General features: G+C 72.1%; 19 protein-coding genes. 16 read left to right on the top strand and 3 right to left on the bottom strand.

What is annotated here, in order from left to right:
• Window positions 1-501: 501 nt before the first annotated feature.
• Window positions 502-1,773 (top strand): hypothetical protein, encoded by a 1,272-nt coding sequence (locus tag AB0927_RS21515; RefSeq protein WP_366669272.1) that lies wholly within the window; start codon window positions 502-504, stop codon window positions 1,771-1,773.
• A 48-nt stretch (window positions 1,774-1,821) separates the two neighbouring features.
• Here AB0927_RS21515 and AB0927_RS21510 read toward each other — a convergent pair whose 3' ends face one another.
• Window positions 1,822-2,826: an ATP-binding protein gene (locus tag AB0927_RS21510; protein ID WP_366669259.1), complete on the bottom strand. Its 1,005-nt coding sequence runs from the start codon at window positions 2,824-2,826 to the stop codon at window positions 1,822-1,824.
• A 101-nt stretch (window positions 2,827-2,927) separates the two neighbouring features.
• On the opposite strand from AB0927_RS21510, the gene AB0927_RS21505 reads away from it, so the two are divergent.
• Window positions 2,928-3,752, top strand: coding sequence for an oxidoreductase (locus AB0927_RS21505; RefSeq protein WP_366669258.1), 825 nt, complete (start codon window positions 2,928-2,930; stop codon window positions 3,750-3,752).
• A 389-nt stretch (window positions 3,753-4,141) separates the two neighbouring features.
• On the opposite strand, the gene AB0927_RS21500 is transcribed toward AB0927_RS21505, so the two are convergent.
• Window positions 4,142-4,972, bottom strand: coding sequence for an HAD-IB family hydrolase (locus tag AB0927_RS21500; RefSeq protein WP_366669257.1), 831 nt, complete (start codon window positions 4,970-4,972; stop codon window positions 4,142-4,144).
• 586 nt (window positions 4,973-5,558) lie between these two features.
• On the opposite strand from AB0927_RS21500, the gene ssd reads away from it, so the two are divergent.
• From ssd to AB0927_RS21465, 7 genes are all read left to right on the top strand, one after another.
• Window positions 5,559-6,656, top strand: coding sequence for a septum site-determining protein Ssd (ssd, locus tag AB0927_RS21495; RefSeq protein WP_366669256.1), 1,098 nt, complete (start codon window positions 5,559-5,561; stop codon window positions 6,654-6,656).
• The gene (locus tag AB0927_RS21490; RefSeq protein ID WP_366669255.1) at window positions 6,653-7,858 is read left to right on the top strand and encodes a TadA family conjugal transfer-associated ATPase; all 1,206 of its coding nucleotides are present in this window, start codon (window positions 6,653-6,655) and stop codon (window positions 7,856-7,858) included. Before ssd ends, AB0927_RS21490 begins: the two co-directional genes overlap by 4 nt.
• Before the next feature lies 1 nt (window position 7,859).
• Window positions 7,860-8,711 (top strand): type II secretion system F family protein, encoded by an 852-nt coding sequence (locus AB0927_RS21485; RefSeq protein WP_366669271.1) that lies wholly within the window; start codon window positions 7,860-7,862, stop codon window positions 8,709-8,711.
• A 61-nt stretch (window positions 8,712-8,772) separates the two neighbouring features.
• A complete protein-coding gene (locus tag AB0927_RS21480) occupies window positions 8,773-9,552 on the top strand; it encodes a type II secretion system F family protein (protein ID WP_366669254.1) in 780 nt (259 codons plus the stop codon).
• An 84-nt stretch (window positions 9,553-9,636) separates the two neighbouring features.
• A complete protein-coding gene (locus AB0927_RS21475) occupies window positions 9,637-9,846 on the top strand; it encodes a DUF4244 domain-containing protein (RefSeq protein WP_366669269.1) in 210 nt (69 codons plus the stop codon).
• Window positions 9,847-9,868: 22 nt separating this feature from the next.
• Window positions 9,869-10,207, top strand: coding sequence for a TadE family type IV pilus minor pilin (locus AB0927_RS21470; RefSeq protein ID WP_366669253.1), 339 nt, complete (start codon window positions 9,869-9,871; stop codon window positions 10,205-10,207).
• A 59-nt stretch (window positions 10,208-10,266) separates the two neighbouring features.
• Window positions 10,267-10,740, top strand: coding sequence for an Rv3654c family TadE-like protein (locus AB0927_RS21465; RefSeq protein ID WP_366669252.1), 474 nt, complete (start codon window positions 10,267-10,269; stop codon window positions 10,738-10,740).
• Here the strand turns inward: AB0927_RS21465 and AB0927_RS21460 are convergent.
• Complete coding sequence (locus AB0927_RS21460; protein WP_366669251.1) at window positions 10,737-13,328, bottom strand: DEAD/DEAH box helicase; 2,592 nt, start codon at window positions 13,326-13,328, stop codon at window positions 10,737-10,739. The two genes, AB0927_RS21465 and AB0927_RS21460, sit on opposite strands and share 4 nt — an antisense overlap.
• 81 nt (window positions 13,329-13,409) lie before the next feature.
• Here AB0927_RS21460 and bldG point away from each other — a divergent pair, with 81 nt between their 5' ends.
• From bldG to topA, 7 genes are all read left to right on the top strand, one after another.
• Window positions 13,410-13,751 carry an anti-sigma factor antagonist BldG gene (gene bldG / locus AB0927_RS21455; protein WP_009189842.1) on the top strand — a complete coding sequence of 114 codons (342 nt, stop codon included), beginning with the start codon at window positions 13,410-13,412 and terminating at the stop codon, window positions 13,749-13,751.
• Between the two features lie 200 nt (window positions 13,752-13,951).
• Window positions 13,952-14,389, top strand: a complete 438-nt coding sequence (locus AB0927_RS21450) for an ATP-binding protein (protein WP_366669250.1) — start codon at window positions 13,952-13,954, stop codon at window positions 14,387-14,389.
• A gap of 328 nt (window positions 14,390-14,717) precedes the next feature.
• Window positions 14,718-17,126 carry a sodium-translocating pyrophosphatase gene (locus AB0927_RS21445; RefSeq protein WP_366669249.1) on the top strand — a complete coding sequence of 803 codons (2,409 nt, stop codon included), beginning with the start codon at window positions 14,718-14,720 and terminating at the stop codon, window positions 17,124-17,126.
• A 192-nt stretch (window positions 17,127-17,318) separates the two neighbouring features.
• The gene (locus tag AB0927_RS21440; RefSeq protein ID WP_366669248.1) at window positions 17,319-17,951 is read left to right on the top strand and encodes a small secreted protein; all 633 of its coding nucleotides are present in this window, start codon (window positions 17,319-17,321) and stop codon (window positions 17,949-17,951) included.
• Window positions 17,952-18,024: 73 nt separating this feature from the next.
• Window positions 18,025-19,545 (top strand): class I SAM-dependent methyltransferase, encoded by a 1,521-nt coding sequence (locus AB0927_RS21435; protein WP_366669247.1) that lies wholly within the window; start codon window positions 18,025-18,027, stop codon window positions 19,543-19,545.
• Between the two features lie 273 nt (window positions 19,546-19,818).
• A complete protein-coding gene (locus AB0927_RS21430; RefSeq protein ID WP_366669246.1) occupies window positions 19,819-20,016 on the top strand; it encodes a hypothetical protein in 198 nt (65 codons plus the stop codon).
• 269 nt (window positions 20,017-20,285) lie between these two features.
• Window positions 20,286-23,105, top strand: a complete 2,820-nt coding sequence (gene topA / locus AB0927_RS21425) for a type I DNA topoisomerase (RefSeq protein ID WP_366669245.1) — start codon at window positions 20,286-20,288, stop codon at window positions 23,103-23,105.
• Window positions 23,106-23,238 lie beyond the last annotated feature (133 nt).

The raw sequence follows: 23,238 nt of genomic DNA, 5'->3' as shown, positions 1-23,238 counted from the left end.
CTGCTCATACGCCTCCGCCGTGACATTGGCGTGTGCGGCCAGGTCGGCGGGGGGCGCGAACCTGCGTTCTTCCTTCAGCAGGTTGGCCAGGCTCTCATTGCTCACGACATCCGCCTTTCGAGGGTGTCCGAAGTGTCCCCACGTCACAGCTCATCAGACGTGAGGGGCCGGTGACAAGGGTCGTCCGGGAAATTGGTTTAGACCTGTGTGTGGACGGGGTGCGGGGTCGGTGTAACGCCCCGTAAAGGATCAGTAATGCCACGTAAAGATCCTTCATGGCTTTTCAGGGCGAATGGCCCATCCGATCCCTCGCAGTGGTGAATAAATCATTTGATCGGCTTGTCGTATCTCATTCCTTCTCGGCTCCATGTGATCTTGGGCGGCACCGCCGGATCAAACCCGGCGGATCACCACAAAAGGCACTCATCGGCGTTCGCCTGAGAGAAGGAAGAAGGTGGGCGGAACATGGCCGCCACCCAGAGGATCGCCGCCACTCAGAGGATCACCGCCCCCCGGAGAATCGCCGTCGGCGTGGCAGCCGCGGCTTGTGCCGTGTCGCTCGCGGCGTGCGGGACCGGCCCCGACGGTGCGCAGGAAGGGACGTCCGGCCCGCGGAAGGGGGCGCCCGCGGCGCCCGCGCCCAAGAGCGTGCTCCGGCTGATCGGCGACGGATCGACCGCGTACACCGGTGCGCAGCCCCATCTGCCCCGGCCCGAGCGGCTGAAGCCCGGGCAGCGGCCCCCGCAGTTCGTCGTCTTCTCCTGGGACGGCGCGGGCGAGGACAGCCAGAAGCTGTTCTCGCACTTCCGCAAGGTCGCCAAGGAGAACAACGCCAACATGACCTTCTTCCTCAGCGGCGTCTATCTGCTGCCGGAGGACAAACGCGGCCTCTACAAGCCGCCGCAGCACACGCCGGGCAGCTCCGACATCGGCTTCAACGACCAGCAGGGGATCAGCGACACCGTCAAGCAGGCGCGGCTCGCCTGGCTGGAGGGCAACGAGATCGGCACCCACTTCAACGGCCACTTCTGCGGGCCCGACGGCGGGGTCGGCACCTGGTCGGTGGACGAGTGGAAGAGCGAGATCGCCCAGGCCAAGCAGTTCGTGGAGAACTGGAAGACGAACTCCGGCATGAAGAACGCCGCCCCGCTGCCCTTCGACTACGACAAGGAGCTGATCGGTGGCCGCACCCCCTGCCTGGAGGGCCGCGAGAACTTCGTGAAGGCGGCCCGCCAGCTGGGCTTCCGCTACGACTCCAGCGGGATCGACAACCAGCTCTGGCCGAAGAAGAAGGACGGCCTGTGGGACCTGTCGATGCAACTGGTCCCCTTCCCCGGGCACGACTACGAGCAGCTGACCATGGACTACAACTTCATGACCAGCCAGTCCGGCACCCAGACCCAGGGCGATCCCGACATGTTCGACTCCTGGGGCGACCAGGTGCGCGACGGCCTCCTCCAGGGCTTCGACCGGGCCTACGACGGCAACCGCGCGCCCCTGGTCATCGGCAACCACTTCGAGTCCTGGAACGGCGGCACCTACATGCGCGCCATCGAGGACGTGGTGAAGAAGGTCTGCGACAAGCCCGAGGTGCGCTGCGTCTCCTTCCACGAGCTGGCCGACTGGCTGGACGCCCAGGACCCCAAGACCCTGGAGAAACTGCGGAGCCTGAAGGTGGGCGAGGCGCCCAGGCAGGGCTGGGCGTCCCTCCTCTCCGGGCACCCGGCCCCGGCGCCCAAGGGGGTCCCCGGGGCGCCGGCCGTCAAGGGGTAGACGGACGCGGGGCGGGAGCCGTCCCGCGGGAGAAGCGCACAGGAGCCCTCACGCGGGCGTCGACACGCCCGCCTCGGCATCCGCTTCGACGCCCTCGCCGAGGACGAAGCCGGGGTCGACCTGCCCCGCGAGGTCGGCCCCGGTGCGCTCGTTGCCCCACGACTCGGCGTTCTTCAGGTGGAAGTGCACCATCTGGCGCATGTACCGCTCCGGGTCCCGCCGCTCGTACGTCGCGTCCGCCGTGGTCCGCAGGGTCGCGAGCGCACGCGCGTTGGCCTCTTCCAGGAGGTCGAACCGGGGCGGACGGCCCTTTTCCATGGCCCGCACCCAGTCCGAGCGCCCGACCGTGACGAGCAGGTCGTCCCCGACCTCGGCGCGCAGGAAGTCGATGTCGTCCTGCTCCTGGATCTTGTTGCCGACGACCTTCAGGGCGATGCCGAAGTCCCGGGCGTACTCCTTGTACTGACGGTAGACGGCGACCCCCTTACGGGTCGGCTCGGCGACGAGGAACGTCATGTCGAAGCGGGTGAACATGCCGGAGGCGAAGGAGTCCGAGCCCGCGGTCATGTCGACCACCACGTAGTCGTCGGGGCCGTCGACGAGGTGGTTCAGATACAGCTCCACCGCTCCCGTCTTGGAGTGGTAGCAGGCCACGCCCAGGTCGGCGTCGGTGAAGGGGCCGGTGACCATCAAACGGACGGCGCCGCCGTCGAGTTCCACCGGACGCGCGCAGGCGTCGTAGACCGGGTTGGGCTCGCGGACCCGCACCAGCCGCGAGCCCCGGCCCGGCGGGGTCGTCTTGATCATGGTGGCGGCGGAGGCGATGCGCGGGTTGCTGCCGCGCAGATAGTCCTTGATCAGCGGAAGCCGCTCGCCCATCGCGGGCAGCGCGGCCGCCTCGGTCTCGGCCAGGCCGAGCGCGGGGCCGAGGTGCTGGTTGATGTCCGCGTCGATCGCGACGACGGCGGCCCCGGCCGCGGCGAGATGGCGGATGAAGAGGGAGGAGAGAGTGGTCTTGCCGCTCCCGCCCTTCCCGACGAAAGCAATTTTCATGTTCACCAAGCGTAGTCGTGCGATAGCTTTCGGTGGCATGGCCGAGTGAAGAAGACCACTCCTTCGTGGGGTCTGCCGCTCGGGTGCGTAGGGTCGTACTCATGAGTACGACAGGCGCGACCGCCGATCCGCTCGCGGCCCTGGGCGCACTGCCCGGCGTGGCCGAGTCCGTGGAGTCCGTGCGCAAGGCCGTGGACCGGGTCTACGGACACCGGATCATGCGGCGCCGCAGCAACGCGATCACCTCCGAGGCGGCCCTGCGCGCCGCCCGTGGCTCGGCGGCGCTCTCCGGTGCCGACTGGGCGCTGGAGGAGGTGCGGCGGCGCACCGACTTCGGCACCGAGGACGAGGCGCGGGTCATGGGCGCGGCCCTCCGGCTGACGGCCGAGGCGGGCCAGTTGCTGTCCATCTGGCGGCAGTCGCCGCTGCGGGTGCTGGCCAGGCTGCACCTGGTGGCCGCGGCGAGCGACGAGGGCCAGGTCGGCAGGCCGCGCCAGGCCGGCGAGACGGTGGACGAGCCGCTGGTCGAGCTGCCGCTGCCCGACGCGCGGGAGGTCTCCGGCCGGCTGGACGGCCTCGCGGACCTGATCATCGCGGGAACCTCCGCCCCGGCCCTGGTGACGGCGGCCGTGGTGCACGGCGAACTGCTCGCGCTGCGCCCCTTCACCTCGCACAACGGGCTGGTCGCGCGCGCCGCCGAGCGGATCGTGCTGATCGGCAGCGGCCTGGATCCCAAGGCGATCTGCCCGGCCGAGGTCGGCCACGCCGAACAGGGGCGCGCCCAGTACCTGGCGGCCCTGGAGGGCTATGTCTCGGGCACCCCCGAGGGCATGGCGGCCTGGATCGCGCACTGCGGGCGCTCGGTCGAGCTCGGGGTGCGGGAGTCGACGGCGGTGTGCGAGGCGCTGCAGCGCGGCGCGGCCTGAGACACCGGGGCCGGGGGGGGGGCCTCAGGGGCCCGGACAGGGTTGCGGCGGTACGAGTTCTCGTACCGCCGCTGGCATGAACACCGGGTTACCAGGCGTCCTCGAGAACTCGCCCATCAGGTCGGGGACTTTGCCCGTACCTGGTGCGGCTGGCCCGTAATCGACGGGTCGACGTCGCGTGGGTGCCCCATGTTCATGCGGTGGTCCGTGGGCCAATGCGTCGTGATCGGAGATCCTCTCGGATGTCCTTGGTCGCGCGGGCCGCTGACTTCTTTGTACCCCGCGCCGGGGACAAGCGGAACCCCTGCCCGCACTTCTTTGCATTCGGGTGCGAACAGGGGTGAAACAGGCGTCACCGGGTGGGTGTCGCCGGGTGGATGGCGTCGGGCTCAGGCGGTGCTCCGGCGCCGGTTGGCGTACCAGACCAGGCCCGCCGTCGCGGCCGCCGCTCCCACGGCCGCCGCCGCGACCAGCGCCGGGCGCGGCGGCACGGAGAGGGTGGGCAGCCGCTTCTTGAGCGGGACGGGGCGGCGGAACGCCAGCACCGGCCAGCCCCGCGCGACGGCCTCGCGGCGCAGCGCCCGGTCCGGGTTGACGGCGTGCGGGTGCCCGACCGCCTGGAGCATCGGCAGGTCGGTCGCCGAGTCGCTGTAGGCGTAGCAGCGGTCCAGGTCGTAGCCCTCGGAGGCGGCCAGCTCGCGGATCGCCTCGGCCTTGGTGGGGCCGTAGGCGTAGTACTCCACCTCGCCGGTGAAGCAGCCGTCCTCGCCGACGACCATGCGGGTGGCCACCACCCGGTCCGCGCCCAGGAGCTCACCGACCGGCTCGACCACCTCGGCGCCCGAGGTGGACACGATCACCACGTCCCGGCCGGCCGTGTGGTGCTCCTCGATGAGCGAGGCGGCCTCGTCGTAGATGATCGGATCGATCAGGTCGTGCAGGGTCTCGGCGACGATCTCCCGCACCTGCTGCTGGTTCCAGCCCCGGACCATGTCCGACAGATAGGCGCGCATGCGCTCCATCTGGTCGTGGTCCATGCCGCCGACCAGGAACACGAACTGGGCATAGGCGGTGCGCAACGCGGCCCTGCGGTTGATCAGCCCGCCTTGGTAGAAGGACTTGCTGAAGGTGAGTGTGCTGGACTTCGCAATGACCGTCTTGTCCAGGTCGAAGAAGGCAGCCGCGCGGGGCAAGGAGTGGTTTTCCACGTCCCCGAGCATAGGCGCCCACCATTCGGCGTAAGGTGGGGCGCGTGGGTTTGCCTGAGAAGGCTCTCGGGTACACCATGGAAGTCACGGATCGTTCGCGACCGTGCTAACCCGGTCCGGCTCCTCCCCCCCCGAGTCGGCCGTGGGGACGACCCCCGCTCTCCCCCCCGGCGGGGGTCGTCGCATGTCCGGACGTGTTTTTCCGGCCCTCTTCCTCCCTCGTACGGCCGAGCGGCCGGCGCTTCCGCGTCGCGACCGCCGCTTCCGTGTGCCCGTGATCTGTTACTCCGGGTAATCGCAGGGCTGCGCTGTGGATGTCGTGCGGGGTCGGTACACGGGTCACCGGTTCGGGTGACGGAGTTATTCACAGGGCCTGAGTTGTCCCCGGTTTTCCACCAAGATCCACAAGATTTCACCGATCGCTGCACCGTGATTCCCGCGTGCTCCGTGGCGGCGAGTTCCTGGCCGTTCCGTTTGCGGGACGCGTATGGCCGATTCCCGTCGGCCGTTCATATGGAGGTCGCTCGCCGGCTCTCCAGATGCCGGGAAATCGCGTGGTCGCGGGGCCGCGCGGACCACGCAGCGAAGGGGGAACCCCGTGTCCGGAACCATCACCCATGACCCGCCGCCCGCCCGCGGAGGCAGTCCGCTCATCGTCACCGAGGACGCCGCGCTCCTGGACGACCTGCTGCGCCTGTGCGCGGCCGCCGGCGCGACACCCGAGGTGCGCCACGGCGTTCCCGACCACGGCGGCACCTGGGCCGCGGCCCCGCTCGTCCTGGTCGGGGACGACGCCGCACACCGGCTGCGCGGGGCCGCGCGCCGGCGCCAGGTGGTGCTGATCGGCCGGGACCGGGACGACCCGGACGTGTGGAGACGCGCCATGGAGATCGGCGCCGACCACGTCCTGATGCTCCCCGACGGCGAGCAGTGGCTGGTCGACCGGCTCGCCGACGTCGCCGAGGGGGTCGGCCGCCCGGCCCTCACGGTCGGCGTGATCGGCGGCCGGGGCGGGGCCGGTGCGTCCACCCTGTCCTGCGCGCTCGCCGTCACCTCCGCCCGCGAGGGCCTGCGCACCCTGCTCGTGGACGCCGATCCGCTCGGCGGCGGGCTCGACGTGCTGCTCGGCGGCGAGGCCACCGAAGGTCTGCGCTGGCCGGCCTTCGCGGCCTCCCGGGGCCGGGTCGGCGGCGGCGCCCTGGAGGAGTCGCTGCCCGCGCTGCACTCCCTGCGGGTGCTCAGCTGGGACCGGGGCGACTGCGTCGCCGTGCCGCCCCAGGCCGTGCGCGCGGTGCTCGCCGCCGCCCGGCGCCGCGGCGGCACCGTCGTGGTCGACCTGCCCCGCCGCCTGGACGACGGGGTCGGCGAGGTGCTCGCCCAGCTCGACCTCGCCCTCCTCGTCGTCCCCGCCGAACTGCGGGCGGTCGCCGCGGCCGGACGGGTCGCCCGCGCCCTCGGCCTGGTCGTCCGTGATCTGCGCGTCGCGGTGCGCGGGCCCTACGCGCCCGGCCTGGACGACCAGGAGGTGGCGCGCCTGCTCGGCCTGCCGCTGGCGGGAGAGGTGCCGGTGGAGCCCGCGCTGCTGCGGCCGAGGGGCGGCGGGAGACCGCCGGGCGCGAGCGGGCGCGGTCCGCTGGCCCGGTTCTGCGCGGAGTTCTGGGCGCGGGCGCTGGCGGAGACGGGAGGCGCGCGGTGAGCTTCCAAGGGCTTGACCAGGCCGCCCTGCTCGACGGTGTGCGCCGGCGGCTCGCCGAGAGCGGGGCCGAGCCCACCCCGGCGCGCGTCGCGCAGGCGCTGCGCGAACAGGGGCGGGTGCTCGGGGACGCCGAGATCCTCGGGGTGGCCGAGCGGCTGCGCTCCGAACTCGTCGGCACCGGGCCCCTGGAGCCGTTGCTCGCGGATCCCGAGGTCACCGACGTCCTGGTGTCGGCGCCGGACCGGGTGTGGGTGGACCGGGGCGGCGGCCTGGAGCTGACGCCGGTGACCTTCCCCGACGCGGCGGCGGTACGACGCCTCGCGCAGCGGCTGGCCGCGGTGGCCGGACGCCGGCTGGACGACGCCCGGCCGTGGGCGGACGCCCGGCTCCCCGACGGCACCCGGCTGCACGCCGTGCTGCCTCCGGTCGCCGTCGGCTGCACCTGCCTGGCCCTGCGGGTGGTACGGCCCCGGGCCTTCACCCTCGGCGAGCTGGTGGCGGCCGGCACCGTGCCGCCCGGCGGCGACCGGATCCTGCGCGCCCTGCTGGCCGCCCGGCTGTCCTTCCTGGTCAGCGGCGGCACCGGCAGCGGTAAGACCACGCTCCTCAGCGCCCTTCTGGGCCTGGTCGGCGCCGGTGAACGGATCGTGCTCGCCGAGGACTCCGCCGAGCTGAGACCCGACCACCCGCATGTCGTCCGGCTGGAGACCCGGCCCGCCAACCAGGAGGGCGCGGGGCTGGTCACCCTGGAGGACCTGGTGCGCCAGGCCCTGCGGATGCGGCCGGACCGGCTGGTGGTCGGAGAGGTGCGCGGCCCCGAGGTCGTCCATCTGCTCGCCGCGCTCAACACGGGCCATGAGGGCGGGTGTTGCACGGTCCACGCCAACACCGCCGGGGACGTCCCGGCCCGGCTGGAGGCGCTGGCCACGGCCGCCGGCCTCGACCGTGCCGCCCTCCACAGCCAGTTGGCGGCCGCCCTCTCCGTGGTGCTGCACCTGGTGCGGGACCGGTCCGGCCGGCGCCGGATCGCGGAGGTGCACGTCCTGGAGCGGGATGCCACCGGGCTGGTGCGCACGGTGCCCGCGCTGCGGTGGGGCGAGCGGGCGTTCGCGCGGGAGAAGGGCTGGGGGCGGCTGGCGCGGCTGCTGGAGGGATCGGGCGGGTTCCCGGACGGATTCGGGGGTGGCGAAGGTGATGGGTGAGATGTCGGCGGGTGCCGCGCTGATCTGCCTCGGCGCGCTGGGGTGGCTGCTGTGCGAGCGGCACCAGGGGACCCGGCGGGCGCGGCTGCTGCTGGCCGGGGCTGGAAGCACGGGGGCCGGGCCGTCGGCCCAGGACCGGCTCGTGTCGGTGGTACGGCGGTTGCGTGCCCGCTGGGGAGCCGAGTGGTGGGCCTTGGCCGCCGGGCTGCTGCTCGCCCTGCCGGGTGCCTCGGTGATCCCGGTCGTCGCGGGGGCGGCCGGGGTGCCGGTGCTGCGCCGGGTGCGGCTGGCCGGCGAGGCGAGACGCGCCCGGGAACGCCGGGTGGACCGGGTGATCGCCCTGTGCGGAGCGCTCGCAGGTGAGGTGCGGGCCGGACGGCAGCCCGGCGAGGCGCTGCTGCGGGCCGCGCGGGACTCGGGCGGGCTCGGCGACACACAGGCGGCCGTGGTGGCGGCGGCCCGCTTCGGCGGGGACGTGCCCGGTGCCCTCGCCGTGGCGGCCCGGCGGCCGGGCGCCGAGGGGCTGCTGGGGCTGGCCGCGTGCTGGCGGGTGGCCGTCGACCAGGGCGCGGGACTCGCGGCCGGTCTGGACCGGCTTGACGGCGCCCTGCGCGCCGAACGGGACCAGCGTGCCGATCTGCGCGCCCAGTTGGCGGGCGCCAGAGCCACCGCGGTACTGCTCGCCGCCCTCCCCGCCCTCGGCCTCCTCCTCGGCGCGGCCATGGGCGCCGCCCCGCTGCGGGTCCTCCTGCACAGCGGCCCCGGGCTCGGCTGCCTGCTGATCGGCGCGGCGTTCGAGACGGCCGGTCTGTGGTGGTCGGCGCGGATCGTGCGGGGAGCGGGGGCGGTGTGAGAAGGCGACGTGAGAAGGCGACGGACAGGCCGGTACGGGATGCGGAAGGAGACGTGAGGGTGTGAGCGGGGACGTTGTGCACAGGCTGGGGACAGTCGTGGCCGTGGCGGTGGCGCTCGGCTGGGGCGGCCGGCTGGCGGTGTCGGTCCAGCGGGGTCGGCGGGCACGGCAGCGGGCGGCCGGACTGCTGCGGCCCAAGGCGGTCGCGGGCAGGCCGAAGTCGGGGCTCACGGAGGCGATACGGCGTTGGCTTTCGCCCGTGGGCGCGGCGGGCGGGGTGTGGGTGATGGTCGGCGGTGTGGTCGGGGCGCTGCTCGGGCTCGGTGTCGGTGCCGTGCTCTGGCGGTGGCGGGCCCGCCAGACGGCCTCGGGCGGGACGGAGGCCGTCGATGCCGCCGGGGCCGCGCGTCAACTGCCGCTCGCCGCCGATCTGCTGGCGGCCTGCATCGCGGCCGGCGCCGGGCCGGTGGTCGCCGCGCAGGCGGTGGGGGAGGCCCTGGGCGGCCCCGTCGGACAGGCGCTGGCGCGGGGCGCGGCGGAGATACGGCTCGGCGGCACACCGACTGACGCCTGGCGCGGGCTGGCCGCGCTGCCCGGCGCCGGCGCCCTGGCGCGGCTGCTGGAACGGGCCGACGAGTCGGGACTGCCCGCGGCCGCTCCGGTGGCACGCATCGCCTCGGACACCCGCGCGGACTGGGGCCGCACCGCGACGGCACGGGCCCGGCGGGCGGCCGTACTGATCTCCGCACCGGTGGGGCTGTGCTTCCTGCCCGCCTTCGTCGCGATCGGCGTGCTGCCCGTGGTGATCGGGCTGGCGGGCGGGGTGATGGCGGGGAGGTGAGGAGACCGGGAAGACCGGCGAGACCGCGGTCGGCTGAGCACGACCGCTGAGCAGGAAATCACGCGAACATACCGAGACCTCATGGTGGTTGAAGTGAACAGGAAGATCGTCAAAGCGCTGGCGGGGCTGCGGCGGGTATGCCGCCGGGACGCCGGAATGGTGACCTCCGAGTACGCGATGGGCATCATCGCGGCCGTCGGATTCGCCCTGCTGCTCTACGAGGTCGTCACCAGCGGCCAGGTCCGGGCGGAGCTGCAGTCCATCGTGAAGAAGGCCCTCAGTGCCCGGATGTGAACGGGGGTCGGACCGCGGGTTCGTGACGGCGGAGGCGGCCATGGTGCTGTGCGTGCTGGTGGCGTTCACGATGGCGCTGGTCTGGGGCCTGCTCTTGGTGGCGGCGCAGATCCGGTGCGTGGGCGCGGCCCGCGCGGGCGCCCGGGCCGCCGCCCGTCAGGACCCGCCCGGCGCGGTGCTGTCGGTGACCCGTCAGGCGGCGCCGCGTGGAGCCCGGGTGACGGTCGGGCGAGAGGGCGACCAGGTCCGGGTGACGGTGGTGGCGAGAGCGCCGGTGCTCAGCGGGCTGCCCTTCGAACTCCGCGAGGACGCCGTGGCGTTGGCGGAGGAGACGGTCGGGGAGCAGGGGGTTGGGCGGTGAGGGGGCAGTTGGCGCCGGTGCGGGCGGGGGTTCGGGCTCAGGCTCAGGTTCGTGCTCGGGTGCGGGTTCCGATTCGGCGAGCGGCGGATCGGTTCGGCTCCGACCGGGGCTCCGCCTCCGTCTGGAGTCTCGGGGCGATAGCCGTGCTCTGCGTGGTGTTCGGCGCGGTGCTGGCGCTCGGGCAGGCCGTCACCGTCCGGCACCGGGCGGCCGGCGGCGCGGACTTGGCGGCGCTCGCGGCCGCGGACCATTGGGCCGAGGGCGGCGCGGCGGCCTGCGATCGGGCCGCTCGCGTGGCGGCGGCCCAGGGGGTACGGCTGGCGCGGTGCGCGGTCGAGGGCGAGATCGCGGACGTGACGGCGGCCTCGGGAAGCGGCCCGTTCACGGCGGAGGTCCGGTCCAGAGCGGGCCCACCGGATGCGGCGGCACCCGGCCTGCCGTCGCCGGGACTGTCATCTTCCGGCCTGGCGTCGCCCGGCCTGCCCTCCCCCGGCCCGGCGTCGCCCGGCTACTCGGGGTCAGGCCCGCCCTAACCCGCTTTCAGACCGGTGGTGTCCGCCCCTGCCCCTTCCTCCGGCTGGTCGCCCGCCGCCTCCTCCTTTTCCTCCGGCGGCGGTTCCGGTGCCCCGCGCAGCAGGACCGTGAGGAGGCGGACCGCGCCGCGTTTGTGCAGGGGGTCGTTGCCGTTGCCGCACTTGGGGGACTGGATGCAGGAGGGGCAGCCGGCCTCGCACTCGCAGGAGGCGATGGCCTCGCGGGTGGCGCTGAGCCAGGCGCGGGCGGTGTGGAAGGCGCGCTCGGCGAAGCCCGCGCCGCCCGGGTGGCCGTCGTACACGAAGACCGTCGGGAGGAGGGTGTCGGGATGCAGCGGGACGGAGACGCCGCCGATGTCCCAGCGGTCGCAGGTCGCGAAGAGCGGCAGCATGCCGATGGAGGCGTGCTCGGCGGCGTGCAGGGAGCCGCCGAGGATCTCCGGGGTGATCCGGGCCTCGTCCAACTGGTCCTCGGTGACCGTCCACCACACCGCGCGGGTGCGCAGCGTACGGGGAGGGAGGTCGAGTTTCGTCTCGCCCAGCACCTCTCCGGTGATCAGGCGCCGGCGCAGGAAGGAGACCACCTGGTTGGTGACCTCGACGGAGCCGTAGCAGAGCCGGCCCGCGCCCCAGGGGATCTCGGTGTCGGTCTCCAGGACGGAGATGGCGGTGGTGTCGCGGGCGACTGTCGAGTACGGCGGGTCGGCCTGCTCGACCAGGGCGACCGAGTCCTCCAGGTCGAGGGAGCGCACCAGATAGGTGCGGCCCTGGTGGAGGTGGACCGCGCCCTCGTGGACGGTGGAGTGCGCGGCGGCCTCGTCGACGGTGCCGAGCAGGCGTCCGGTGCCGGATTCCACGATCTGCACCGGCCGGCCGCCCGCACCGCGGATGTCGGTGAGGTCGGCGGCCCGTTCCCGGCGGGTCCAGTGCCAGGCCCGGGTCCGCCGGCGCAGCAGCTTCGCGGCCTCCAACTGCGGCAGCACGTCCGCGCACGCGGGACCGAACAGGCCGAGGTCCTCCTCGGTCAGCGGAAGTTCCGCGGCGGCGGCGCACAGGTGCGGCGCGAGGACGTAGGGGTTGTCGGGATCGAGGACGGTCGACTCCACCGGCTGGGCGAACAGGGCCTGCGGATGATGGACGAGGAAGGTGTCCAGCGGGTCGTCCCGGGCGACGAGGACCGCGAGGGCGCCCTGCCCGGAGCGGCCCGCGCGGCCCGCCTGCTGCCACAGGGAGGCCCGGGTGCCCGGGTAGCCGGAGATCACCACCGCGTCCAGCCCGGAGACGTCCACGCCCAGCTCCAGGGCCGTGGTGGCGGCGAGCCCGAGGAGTTCCCCCGAGTGCAGGGCGCGCTCCAGGGCGCGGCGCTCCTCGGGGAGGTAGCCGCCGCGGTAGGCCGCGACCCGCCGGACCAGGGAGCGGTCGACCTCGGCCAGTTTCTCCTGGGCGATCACCGAGATCAGCTCGGCGCCGCGCCGGGAGCGCACGAAGGCGACCGAGCGCACGCCCTGCACGGTCAGGTCGGTCAGCAGGTCGGCGGTCTCGGCGGTGGCGGTACGCCGCACGGGCGCGCCCTTCTCGCCGTGCAGGTCGGTGAGCGGGGGCTCCCACAGGGCGAAGACCAGTTCGCCGCGCGGAGAGGCGTCGTCGGCGACCTCCACCACCGGCAGTCCGGTCAGCCGGCGGGCGGCGACGGCGGGCTCGGCGGCGGTCGCGGAGGCCAGCAGGAAGACGGGGGAGGAGCCGTAGTGGGCGCAGACGCGGCGCAGCCGGCGCAGCACCTGGGCGACGTGCGAGCCGAAGACGCCCCGGTAGGTGTGGCACTCGTCGATGACGACGTACTTCAGCGACTTCAGGAAGGACGACCAGCGGGGGTGGGAGGGCAGTATGCCGCGGTGCAGCATGTCGGGGTTGGTGAGGACGTAGTTGGCGTACTGGCGGACCCACTCGCGTTCTTCGTACGGGGTGTCGCCGTCGTACACGGCTGGGCGTACCGCGGTGCCGAGAGGTTGTGAAAGTTCCTTCACCGATCGGCACTGATCCGCCGCGAGCGCCTTGGTGGGGGAGAGGTAGAGCGCGGTGGCCCCCCGGCCGCCCGTCCGCAGCCCACCGCCACTCGGCGCAATCGCTTCGCGCCGCTGTGCCCGCGGGGCGGGTGCCCCGGCGCCGTCCAGCAGGGTGGACAGCACGGGGACCAGATAGGCGAGGGACTTTCCGGACGCGGTGCCGGTGGCGACGATCACCGAGTCGCCGTCCAGGGCGTGCTCGGCGGCCAGCGCCTGGTGCGCCCAGGGATGCTCGATGCCGCACTCCTGTACGGCCGCGATCACTTCCGAGCGAATCCGATCAGGCCAGACGGCATGGCGGCCCGCGCGCGGGGGCAAGTGCTCCGTATGAGTGATGCGCGCGGCCCGGCTCGGTCCGGAGGCGAGTCGGCCCAGGACAGCGCCTGGCGACGGGCGGGACGCCGGGTCCGGCACGGGTCGATCGGATCGGTGATTCTTGGCCATCGGCACCGAGTGTGTCACTGACGTGACGGACAATGGAGTCAAGGCGTCGTGCACGCCCGCCGGTAAGTGATTGAATGCCATCGCGGCTGGCGTTGCGTCCCGGGGGCCGCAAGACGAGGTGCCCGAGGGACGACCGCTCGATAGCAAGGTGCTGGAGGATCCGTGGACCTGTCCCTGTCGACCCGTACCGTCGGCGATCGTACGGTCGTCGAGGTCGGTGGCGAAATCGATGTATACACCGCGCCCAAGCTGCGCGAGCAGCTGGTCGAGCTGGTGAACGACGGCAATTTCCACCTCGTCGTCGACATGGAGGGCGTGGACTTCCTCGACTCCACCGGTCTCGGCGTGCTGGTCGGCGGTCTGAAGCGAGTGCGGGCCCATGAGGGCTCGCTGCGCCTGGTCTGCAACCAGGAGCGCATTCTCAAGATCTTCCGCATCACCGGCCTCACCAAGGTGTTCCCCATCCACACCTCGGTCGACGAGGCGGTGGCGGCCACCGACTGATCCTGGCCGGCCGGTCCTGCCGTGGGTGCGTGCCTGGGGCAGGACCGGCCGGGGGGTTCCGTGTGGTTCCGGTCGGCCCGCCCCTCATGAGGCGTAGCGGGCCGTGCCGGGTGTGCCCGGGTGGATCCGGGTATCGAAGAGATGAGGGGCCGGCCCGGCGAGCCCGCCCGACCGCAGTCCCGTAGTCGTGAGGGGGATGCATGGCCACCGTCGAACTCCGCTTCAGCGCGCTGCCCGAGCACGTCCGGACCGCCCGGCTGGTGGCGGCCGCGGTGGCACGCAGGGCCGGAGTGGACGAGGCCGTCCTGGACGAGGTGCGGCTCGCCGTGGGCGAGGCCTGCTCCCGTGCCGTGGGGCTCCACCAGACCGGCGGCATCAGCGCACCCGTGAAGGTGGCGCTGATCGAAGAGGAGAAACAGTTCTCCATCGAGGTCGGCGACGAGGCCCCGCACGCGGTACCCGCCGAGCGGGTGTCCCGGGGTGCCGCCGCGGACGCGGACGTGGAGGCCGAGGAGGACGAGATGGGCCTCGCGGTCATCAGCGGCCTCGTGGACGACGTCGAGGTCACCACCGGGGAGAACGGCGGTCTGATCCGCATGACCTGGCCCGCCGCCCCGCCGGCCGTCACCGTCGGCTGAGACCGCCCGGCGTCGGCTGAAGCCGTCACCCGAAGAACACGAACGCACGATCAGGGCCCTGCCGAGCAGGGCCCTGATCGCGTTTCCGGCAGGTCTTTTCCAGCGGTCCCCGGAAATAGTGAAGGAATTCACGATCAATAGCCCGATCATTCGATCAAGATTCAATGAGATCGACGGTGGTCGTCAATGCCTTTGAGGCATTACCTCTTTCGGGTTCGCTGATCATAGCGTGCGGGCCAATTCTGTTTACCGTGCTCTTTTGGCATCACTCAGGGGTACCTACAATCCGTCCACATCTTGAGCTCAGCCCAAGCGTCAAGGAGGACGAATGGCGGGGCTTTCTTACCCCTCTGAGTTGGACCACCCCACATACCTCGCAGCCGCGGTGCTCACCAACGGCAACAGGGCCATCGTGGCCGTCATCGCGGCGGTAGCCCTCGCCGCGCTGGTGGTCGCGGGGATCCTGGTGCGCCAGGTACTCGCCGCGGGCGAGGGCACCGACAGCATGAAGAAGATCGCCGAAGCGGTACAGGAAGGCGCCAAGGCGTATCTCGCCCGGCAGTTGCGCACGCTCGGCGTATTCGCCGTCGTCGTCTTCTTCCTGCTTCTGCTGCTGCCCGCGGACGACTGGAATCAGCGTGCCGGGCGTTCGGTGTTCTTCCTGATCGGCGCGGTGTTCTCGGCCGCCACCGGTTATATCGGCATGTGGCTCGCCGTACGGAGCAATGTGCGGGTCGCAGCCGCGGCCCGGGAAGCGACCCCGGCCAAGGGCGAACCGGAAAAGGATCTCACCACCGTCTCGCACACCGCGATGAAGATCGCATTTCGCACGGGCGGCGTCGTCGGCATGTTCACGGTGGGCCTCGGCCTGCTGGGCGCCTCCTGTGTGGTGCTGGTCTACGCCGCCGACGCGCCGAAGGTCCTCGAGGGCTTCGGCCTCGGCGCAGCCCTGATCGCCATGTTCATGCGTGTCGGCGGAGGCATCTTCACCAAGGCCGCCGACGTCGGCGCCGACCTGGTCGGCAAGGTCGAGCAGGGCATTCCGGAGGACGACCCGCGCAATGCCGCCACCATCGCCGACAACGTGGGCGACAACGTCGGCGACTGCGCGGGCATGGCGGCCGACCTCTTCGAGTCGTACGCCGTCACCCTGGTGGCCGCGCTGATCCTCGGCAAGGCCGCCTTCGGCGACTCCGGGCTCGCCTTCCCGCTGCTGGTGCCCGCCATCGGCGTGATCACCGCGATGATCGGCATCTTCGCGGTCGCCCCCCGGCGCAGCGACCGCAGCGGCATGACCGCGATCAACCGCGGCTTCTTCGTCTCCGCGGTGATCTCCCTCGTGCTGGTCGCGATCGCGGTCTTCGTCTACCTGCCGTCGAGCTACGCCGGCCTCGGCGGGGTGACGGACACGGCGATCAAGGCCAAGAGCGGCGACCCGCGGATCCTCGCCCTGATCGCGGTGGCCATCGGCATCCTGCTGGCCGCCGTCATCCAGCAGTTGACCGGCTACTTCACCGAGACCACCCGGCGCCCGGTCCGCGACATCGGCAAGACGTCGCTCACCGGCCCCGCCACCGTCGTGCTCTCCGGCATCTCGGTCGGCCTGGAGTCCGCCGTCTACACCGCGCTGCTCATCGGGCTCGGCGTGTACGGCGCGTTCCTGCTCGGCGGCACGTCGATCATGCTCGCGCTGTTCGCGGTCGCGCTGGCCGGCACCGGCCTGCTGACCACGGTCGGCGTGATCGTCGCCATGGACACCTTCGGGCCGGTCTCCGACAACGCGCAGGGCATCGCCGAGATGTCCGGCGACGTGCAGGGCGCGGGCGCGCAGGTGCTCACCAACCTGGACGCCGTCGGCAACACCACCAAGGCGATCACCAAGGGCATCGCGATCGCCACCGCCGTGCTCGCGGCGTCGGCGCTCTTCGGGTCGTACCGCGACGCGATCACCACCAACGTGCAGGACGTCGGGGAGAAGCTCACCGGGCCCGGCGCGCCGCTGAGCCTGTCCCTGGACATCTCGCAGCCCAACAACCTGGTCGGCCTCATCGCGGGCGCCGCGGTCGTCTTCCTCTTCTCCGGACTGGCCATCAACGCCGTGTCGCGGTCGGCGGGATCGGTGGTGTTCGAGGTGCGGCGGCAGTTCCGCGAGAAGCCCGGGATCATGGACTTCACGGAGAAGCCCGAGTACGGCAAGGTCGTCGACATCTGCACCAAGGACGCCCTGCGGGAGCTGGCCACGCCCGGTCTGCTCGCGGTGATGGCGCCGATCTTCGTCGGGTTCACGCTCGGCGTCGGCTCGCTCGGTTCCTACCTCGCCGGCGCGATCGGCGCGGGCACGCTGATGGCGGTGTTCCTCGCCAACTCCGGCGGCGCCTGGGACAACGCCAAGAAGCTGGTGGAGGACGGCCATCACGGCGGCAAGGGCAGCGAGGCCCACGCGGCCACGGTGATCGGCGACACGGTCGGCGACCCCTTCAAGGACACCGCGGGACCGGCGATCAACCCGCTGCTGAAGGTCATGAACCTGGTCTCGCTGCTCATCGCGCCCGCGGTGATCAAGTTCTCCTACGGCCAGGACAAGAACCTCGGCGTGCGGATCGGGGTCGCGATCCTCGCCCTGCTGGTGATCGGCACGGCCGTGTACGTCTCCAAGCGGCGCGGCATCGCCGTCGGTGACGACGAGGAGAGCGCCGACCGGGTCGCCAACTCGGCTGACGCGGCGGTCGTTTCGTAGGTTTCGGGAGCCGCTTCGCGCGAAGGGCGGGCGGGCGGCGCGTCCGGGAGACGCGCCGCCCGCCCGTTCGCGTGTGCGGGGTACGGCCCAGTCGTGAGCCTTCTCTCGCGCAAAAGTAATAAAAGGTACCTACGGGGCGATCGGTGTGGGGAGGGTGTGCGTCCGCCGTGTAGGGTCCGGGGCCCGAGAGCCATGGAAGGGACCAATCCGGTGAACAAGAAGCTCGCGGCCGCACTGTCCGGCGGTGCGGTACTGGTGGTGGCGCTGTCGGGATGCAGCAGCAACAGCGCCCCCAAGGGGCCCGACCCCAAGCTGGTCGCGTGGGCCAAGTCGGTGTGCGACGCCGTGCCCGCGCAGGACGCGAAGATCAAGGCGGCGAACGCGGCGATCTCCACGACGGCCGCCGACACCGCCAAGCCCGAGACGCTCCAGAAGACCGACTCCAAGGCCTTCCAGGACATGGCCGACGGCTACAAGGCGATCGCGACCGCCGTCAACGAGGCCGGCGCGCCCCCCGGGGTCTCCGGCGGCGCCAAGCGGCTCAGCGATGTCGTGAAGAGCTTCAACAGCCTCTCGACCTCCTACGCCGACCTGAAGAAGCAGGTCGACGACCTGAACACCAAGGACCAGGCGAAGTTCGCCTCCGGGCTGCACGACGTCGCCCAGCAGATGACCGAGCTGGAGAAGAAGCACCAGAGCGGCACCGAGTCCCTGAAGAACCTCCAGCAGGGCGAGGTCCAGGACGCCATCGCCCAGCAGCCCAGCTGCAAGAAGGTCGCCTCCTCGGCGTCGTCGTCGCCGTCCGCGGGTTCCGCGGCGGGCTGACCAGCGCCTGACGCGTGACGGGGGCGGCTGTGTGCGGCCGTCCCCTGCGGCCCGTCCGGGACACAATGGGACAGTGACTGACTCCGGACCCGCGCCCCTGCCCGCCGCCGACCGTCCCGAGGCCGCCGCGCGGCTGCGGGACGCGCTGCTGGCCGCCTCCTTCACCGCCGACGGCCTGCTCGAACTGCTCGGCGCCCCCGCGTACGCGGCGCTGGCCCGCAGCGAGACCGTGCCCGCGCTGCGGGCGACCCGTGGCGACACGCCGCTGGAGACCCTCGTACGGCTCTTCCTGCTCCAGCAGCCCGTGCCGCGCGCGCGGGTGGCCGCCGTGCTCCCGGCCGAGGAGGCCGTCGAGGCCGGGTGGCTCGTGCGGGTGGGCGGCGACGAGGTGGCCGCCACCGTGGACGTACGGCCGTACGGCGGTCCCGGCGGCGAGGACTGGTTCATCGTGTCCGACCTGGGGTGCGCGGTCGGCGGCGCGGGCGGCATCGGCCAGCGCGCCGAGGGCGTCGTGCTGGGCGTCGGCGGCGCCTCCACCACGCTCGCCGGCATCACCGTGCGCACCCCCGTCGCCGCCGCCCTGGACCTCGGCACCGGCTCCGGCATCCAGGCGCTGCACGCCTCCCGGCACGCCACGCGCGTGACGGCGACCGACCTCAACCCCCGCGCGCTGCACATCACCGCGCTCACGCTGGCCCTCTCCGGCGCGCCCGCCGCCGAGCTGCGCGAGGGCTCGCTGTTCGAACCGGTGCGCGACGACGAGAAGTTCGACCTGATCGTCTCCAACCCGCCCTTCGTGATCTCTCCCGGCGCCCGGCTCACCTACCGCGACGGCGGCATGGGCGGGGACGATCTGTGCCGCTCGCTCGTTCAGCAGGCGGGGGAACGGCTGACCGAGGGCGGGTTCGCGCAGTTCCTCGCCAACTGGCAGCACGTGGCAGGGGAGGACTGGCAGGACAGACTCAGGTCGTGGGTGCCGCGCGGGTGCGATGCCTGGATCGTGCAGCGCGAGGTGCAGGACGTCACGCAGTACGCCGAGCTGTGGCTGAGGGACGCCGGGGACCACCGCGGGGACCCGGCGGAGTACCAGGCGCGGTACGACGCCTGGCTCGACGAGTTCGAGGCGCGCAAGGTCAAGGCGGTCGGCTTCGGCTGGATCACCCTGCGCCGGACGGGCTCCACCGAGCCCTCCATCACGGTGGAGGAGTGGCCGCACCCGGTCGAGCAGCCCCTCGGGGACACCATCCGGGCGCACTTCGAGCGCCTCGACTACCTCCGCGAGCACGACGACGCGGCGCTGCTCGGCCACCACTTCCGGCTGGTCGGCGAGGTGGTGCAGGAACAGGTCGGGCTGCCCGGCGCCGAGGACCCGGAGCACGTGGTGCTGCGCCAGCACCGCGGCATGCGCCGGGCCACCAAGGTGGACACGGTCGGCGCCGGGTTCGCGGGCGTGTGCGACGGCACGCTGAGCGCGGGCCGCATCCTGGACGCCATCGCCCAGCTGATGGGCGAGGACTCGGTACGCCTGCGCGACCAGACCCCCGCCCAGATCCGGCTGCTGGTGGAACAGGGCTTCCTGGAGCCGGTGGGCTGAGGAACGGGAGCGCCTGCGGACGCGGGGCGGGTGGCCGGGGCCTCCCCCAGCCACCCCCGATCGTTGCCCCGCCACACTTCCGCGCCCCCCGTATCGCAAAACGGCCGGAAAAATATGTGGACCGGTTCTTGGGCTGCCCGAGGCAGGGCCCCGCTTGCCTCGCCCGCGCCGGTCGCCGGGCCCCGGGGCTCTCGTTCATCTCGATGTCGTCCGGGCGTCGCCCGTGCGTGTCACTCTCGCCGCGCTGGGTGGAGCCGGAAGGGGCGGGGGACGATGGAACGAGGGCCGACGATCTTCGTGGGGGTGGTGTTCGCCCTGTTCGGAGGGGCCCTTCCGGGGTGGAATGGGACCCGGCTGCGGCGCGGCGCGGCGGTGGCCCTCGGTGTGAACCGGGTCGCATCGGCCACCCTCGCGAGCCTGGCCGAAGCCCTCGCGCCGGCCCTCGGCGGCTGCTGCCTCACCCGCCTCTGACGTCGGCGGGCGTCCTTTTGCGGGAGGGCCGCCGGAGTAAGAGGAGCACCGCGCTCCGGACAGCCCCGTAAGGGGTACCCGGTACTCCGGGCGGCAGGAATGCCGGTAGTCGGGTTACCGTTCGAGTGGCCGTTGTGGGCTTTTCCCGTTTGACACGGGGGCGGGATGTACCGTCACACTCCGCAGCGTCACACGTGCCAGCAGTACGCCTGCGACCCCGGGACCAAGGCCTGGGGAGGCCATAGCGTCGACCGGAGAGAAGAGCGAAGTTGTCCCCGACCAGCGAGACCGCACAGGGCGGCCGCCGACTCGTCATCGTCGAGTCGCCTGCCAAGGCGAAGACGATCAAGGGCTACCTCGGCCCCGGCTACGTAGTCGAAGCGAGCGTCGGGCACATCCGTGACCTTCCCAACGGCGCCGCCGAGGTGCCCGAGAAGTACACCGGCGAGGTGCGCCGCCTCGGCGTGGACGTCGAACACGACTTCCAGCCCGTCTACGTGGTCAACGCGGACAAGAAGGCACAGGTCAAGAAGCTCAAGGACCTGCTGAAGGACTCCGACGAACTCTTCCTGGCCACCGATGAGGACCGGGAGGGCGAGGCCATCGCCTGGCACCTCCAGGAGGTCCTGAAGCCGAAGATCCCGGTCAAGCGGATGGTCTTCCACGAGATCACCAAGGACGCGATCCGCGAGGCCGTCGCCAACCCGCGCCAGCTCAACCAGAAGCTGGTCGACGCCCAGGAGACCCGCCGCATCCTCGACCGCCTCTACGGCTACGAGGTCTCCCCGGTGCTGTGGAAGAAGGTCATGCCCCGGCTGTCGGCCGGCCGCGTGCAGTCCGTCGCGACCCGGCTCGTGGTCGAGCGGGAACGCGAGCGCATCGCCTTCCGCTCCGCCGAGTACTGGGACCTCACCGGCACCTTCGGCACCGGCCGCGCGGGCGACCCCTCGGACCCCTCCACGCTGGTCGCGCGCCTCCAGACCGTCGACGGACGGCGCGTCGCACAGGGCCGTGACTTCGACTCCCTGGGGCAGCCGAAGACCGCGAACATCCTGCACCTGGACGAGGCGACCGCCCGCGCGCTCGCCGCCGCCCTGGAGAACACCCGCTTCTCCGTCCGCTCGGTGGAGTCGAAGCCGTACCGCCGCTCGCCGTACGCGCCGTTCCGTACGACGACGCTCCAGCAGGAGGCCAGCCGCAAGCTCGGCTTCGGCGCCAAGGCGACCATGCAGATCGCCCAGAAGCTGTACGAGAACGGCTACATCACGTACATGCGTACGGACTCCACGACGCTGAGCGAGACCGCCATCACGGCCGCCCGCGCCCAGGTCACGCAGCTGTACGGCGCCGACTACCTGCCCCCGCAGCCGCGTACGTACGCGGCGAAGGTGAAGAACGCGCAGGAGGCGCACGAGGCGATCCGGCCCTCGGGTGACCGTTTCCGCACGCCCGCGGAGACCGGCCTGACCGGCGATCAGTTCAGGCTGTACGAGCTGATCTGGAAGCGGACCGTCGCCTCCCAGATGAAGGACGCGACCGGCAACAGCGTGACCGTGAAGATCGGCGGCGCCGCCGCCGACGGCCGGGACGTGGAGTTCAGCGCCTCCGGCAAGACGATCACCTTCCACGGCTTCCTCAAGGCCTACGTCGAGGGCGCCGACGACCCGAACGCCGAGCTGGACGACCGCGAGCGCCGGCTGCCGCAGGTCGCCGAGGGCGACGCGCTGTCCGCCGAGGAGATCACGGTCGACGGCCACGCCACCAAGCCGCCGGCCCGTTACACCGAGGCCTCCCTGGTCAAGGAGCTGGAAGAGCGCGAGATCGGCCGCCCGTCGACCTATGCGTCGATCATCGGCACCATCCTCGATCGCGGGTATGTCTTCAAGAAGGGCACGGCGCTCGTGCCGTCCTTCCTGTCCTTCGCCGTCGTAAACCTTCTGGAGAAGCACTTCGGCCGGCTGGTCGACTACGACTTCACCGCCAAGATGGAGGACGACCTCGACCGCATCGCCCGCGGCGAGGCCCAGGCCGTGCCGTGGCTGAAGCGCTTCTACTTCGGCGAGGGCAGCGTCACCGGCGCGGCGGCCGACGCGGGCAACGGCGACGGGGACCACCTCGGCGGCCTGAAGGAACTGGTCACCGACCTCGGCGCGATCGACGCCCGCGAGGTGTCCTCGTTCCCGGTGGGCGACGGCATCGTGCTGCGCGTCGGCCGCTACGGGCCGTACATCGAGCGCGGCGAGAAGGACAGCGAGCAGCACCAGCGCGCCGACATCCCGGAGGACCTGGCGCCGGACGAGCTGTCCGTCGAGCTGGCCGAGGAACTGCTGGCCAGGCCGAGCGGCGACTTCGAGCTGGGCACCGACCCGCAGAGCGGCCACCCCATCGTGGCCAAGGACGGCCGCTACGGCCCCTACGTCACCGAGATCCTCCCCGAGGGCACCCCGAAGACCGGCAAGAACGCGGTCAAGCCGCGCACCGCCTCCCTCTTCAAGTCCATGGCGCTGGACACGGTGACGCTGGAGGACGCGCTGAAGCTGATGTCCCTGCCGCGTGTCGTCGGCACCGACGCCGACGGCCAGGAGATCACCGCGCAGAACGGCCGGTACGGCCCGTACCTGAAGAAGGGCACGGACTCGCGCTCGCTCCAGGCCGAGGACCAGATCTTCACGATCACGCTGGAGGAGGCCCAGGCGATCTACGCCCAGCCGAAGCAGCGTGGGCGGGCCGCCGCCAAGCCGCCGCTGAAGGAACTGGGCGAGGACCCGGTCTCCCAGAAGCCGGTCGTGGTCAAGGACGGCCGCTTCGGGCCGTACGTCACCGACGGCGAGACCAACGCGACCCTGCGCTCCGGCGACAGTGTCGAGACGATCACCCCGGAGCGCGGCTTCGAGCTCCTCGCCGAGAAGCGCGCGAAGGCTCCGGCCAAGAAGACCGCGAAGAAGGCGGCGGCCAAGAAGACCGCCCCGGCCAAGAAGACCGCCGCCAAGAAGACCGCGGCGAAGAAGACGACGGCGAGCGCCGCCAAGAAGACGACGGCCAAGAAGACGACCGCCAAGAAGGCGACGGCGGCCAAGTCGGAGGACTGACGGCCGCCAGCCTTCGCGGAGAGCGCCACGCCACTCCCTTGCGCCCCACGCACGCCCCGGCATCACTTTGGTGTCGGGGCGTGCGCATGCCAGGAGTGCGGGGTGTGGTGTCGGTGGCTGCGGATAGGCTGAA

This window comes from Streptomyces sp. NPDC048106 (assembly GCF_040706415.1).
Lineage (GTDB): Bacteria > Actinomycetota > Actinomycetes > Streptomycetales > Streptomycetaceae > Streptomyces.
The sequence above is the reverse complement of the archived record's forward strand: the minus strand, read 5'-3'. Positions and strand labels throughout refer to the sequence as shown.

What these genes read in the sequence shown, in the direction of transcription:
- AB0927_RS21510 (WP_366669259.1), bottom strand. Translation starts at nt 2,826, where the DNA reads ATGAAAATTGCTTTCGTCGGGAAGGGCGGGAGCGGCAAGACCACTCTC.
- AB0927_RS21505 (WP_366669258.1), top strand. Translation starts at nt 2,928, where the DNA reads ATGAGTACGACAGGCGCGACCGCCGATCCGCTCGCGGCCCTGGGCGCA.
- AB0927_RS21500 (WP_366669257.1), bottom strand. Translation starts at nt 4,972, where the DNA reads ATGCTCGGGGACGTGGAAAACCACTCCTTGCCCCGCGCGGCTGCCTTC.
- AB0927_RS21485 (WP_366669271.1), top strand. Translation starts at nt 7,860, where the DNA reads ATGTCGGCGGGTGCCGCGCTGATCTGCCTCGGCGCGCTGGGGTGGCTG.
- AB0927_RS21460 (WP_366669251.1), bottom strand. Translation starts at nt 13,328, where the DNA reads ATGGCATTCAATCACTTACCGGCGGGCGTGCACGACGCCTTGACTCCA.
- AB0927_RS21450 (WP_366669250.1), top strand. Translation starts at nt 13,952, where the DNA reads ATGGCCACCGTCGAACTCCGCTTCAGCGCGCTGCCCGAGCACGTCCGG.
- AB0927_RS21445 (WP_366669249.1), top strand. Translation starts at nt 14,718, where the DNA reads ATGGCGGGGCTTTCTTACCCCTCTGAGTTGGACCACCCCACATACCTC.
- AB0927_RS21440 (WP_366669248.1), top strand. Translation starts at nt 17,319, where the DNA reads ATGGAAGGGACCAATCCGGTGAACAAGAAGCTCGCGGCCGCACTGTCC.
- AB0927_RS21430 (WP_366669246.1), top strand. Translation starts at nt 19,819, where the DNA reads ATGGAACGAGGGCCGACGATCTTCGTGGGGGTGGTGTTCGCCCTGTTC.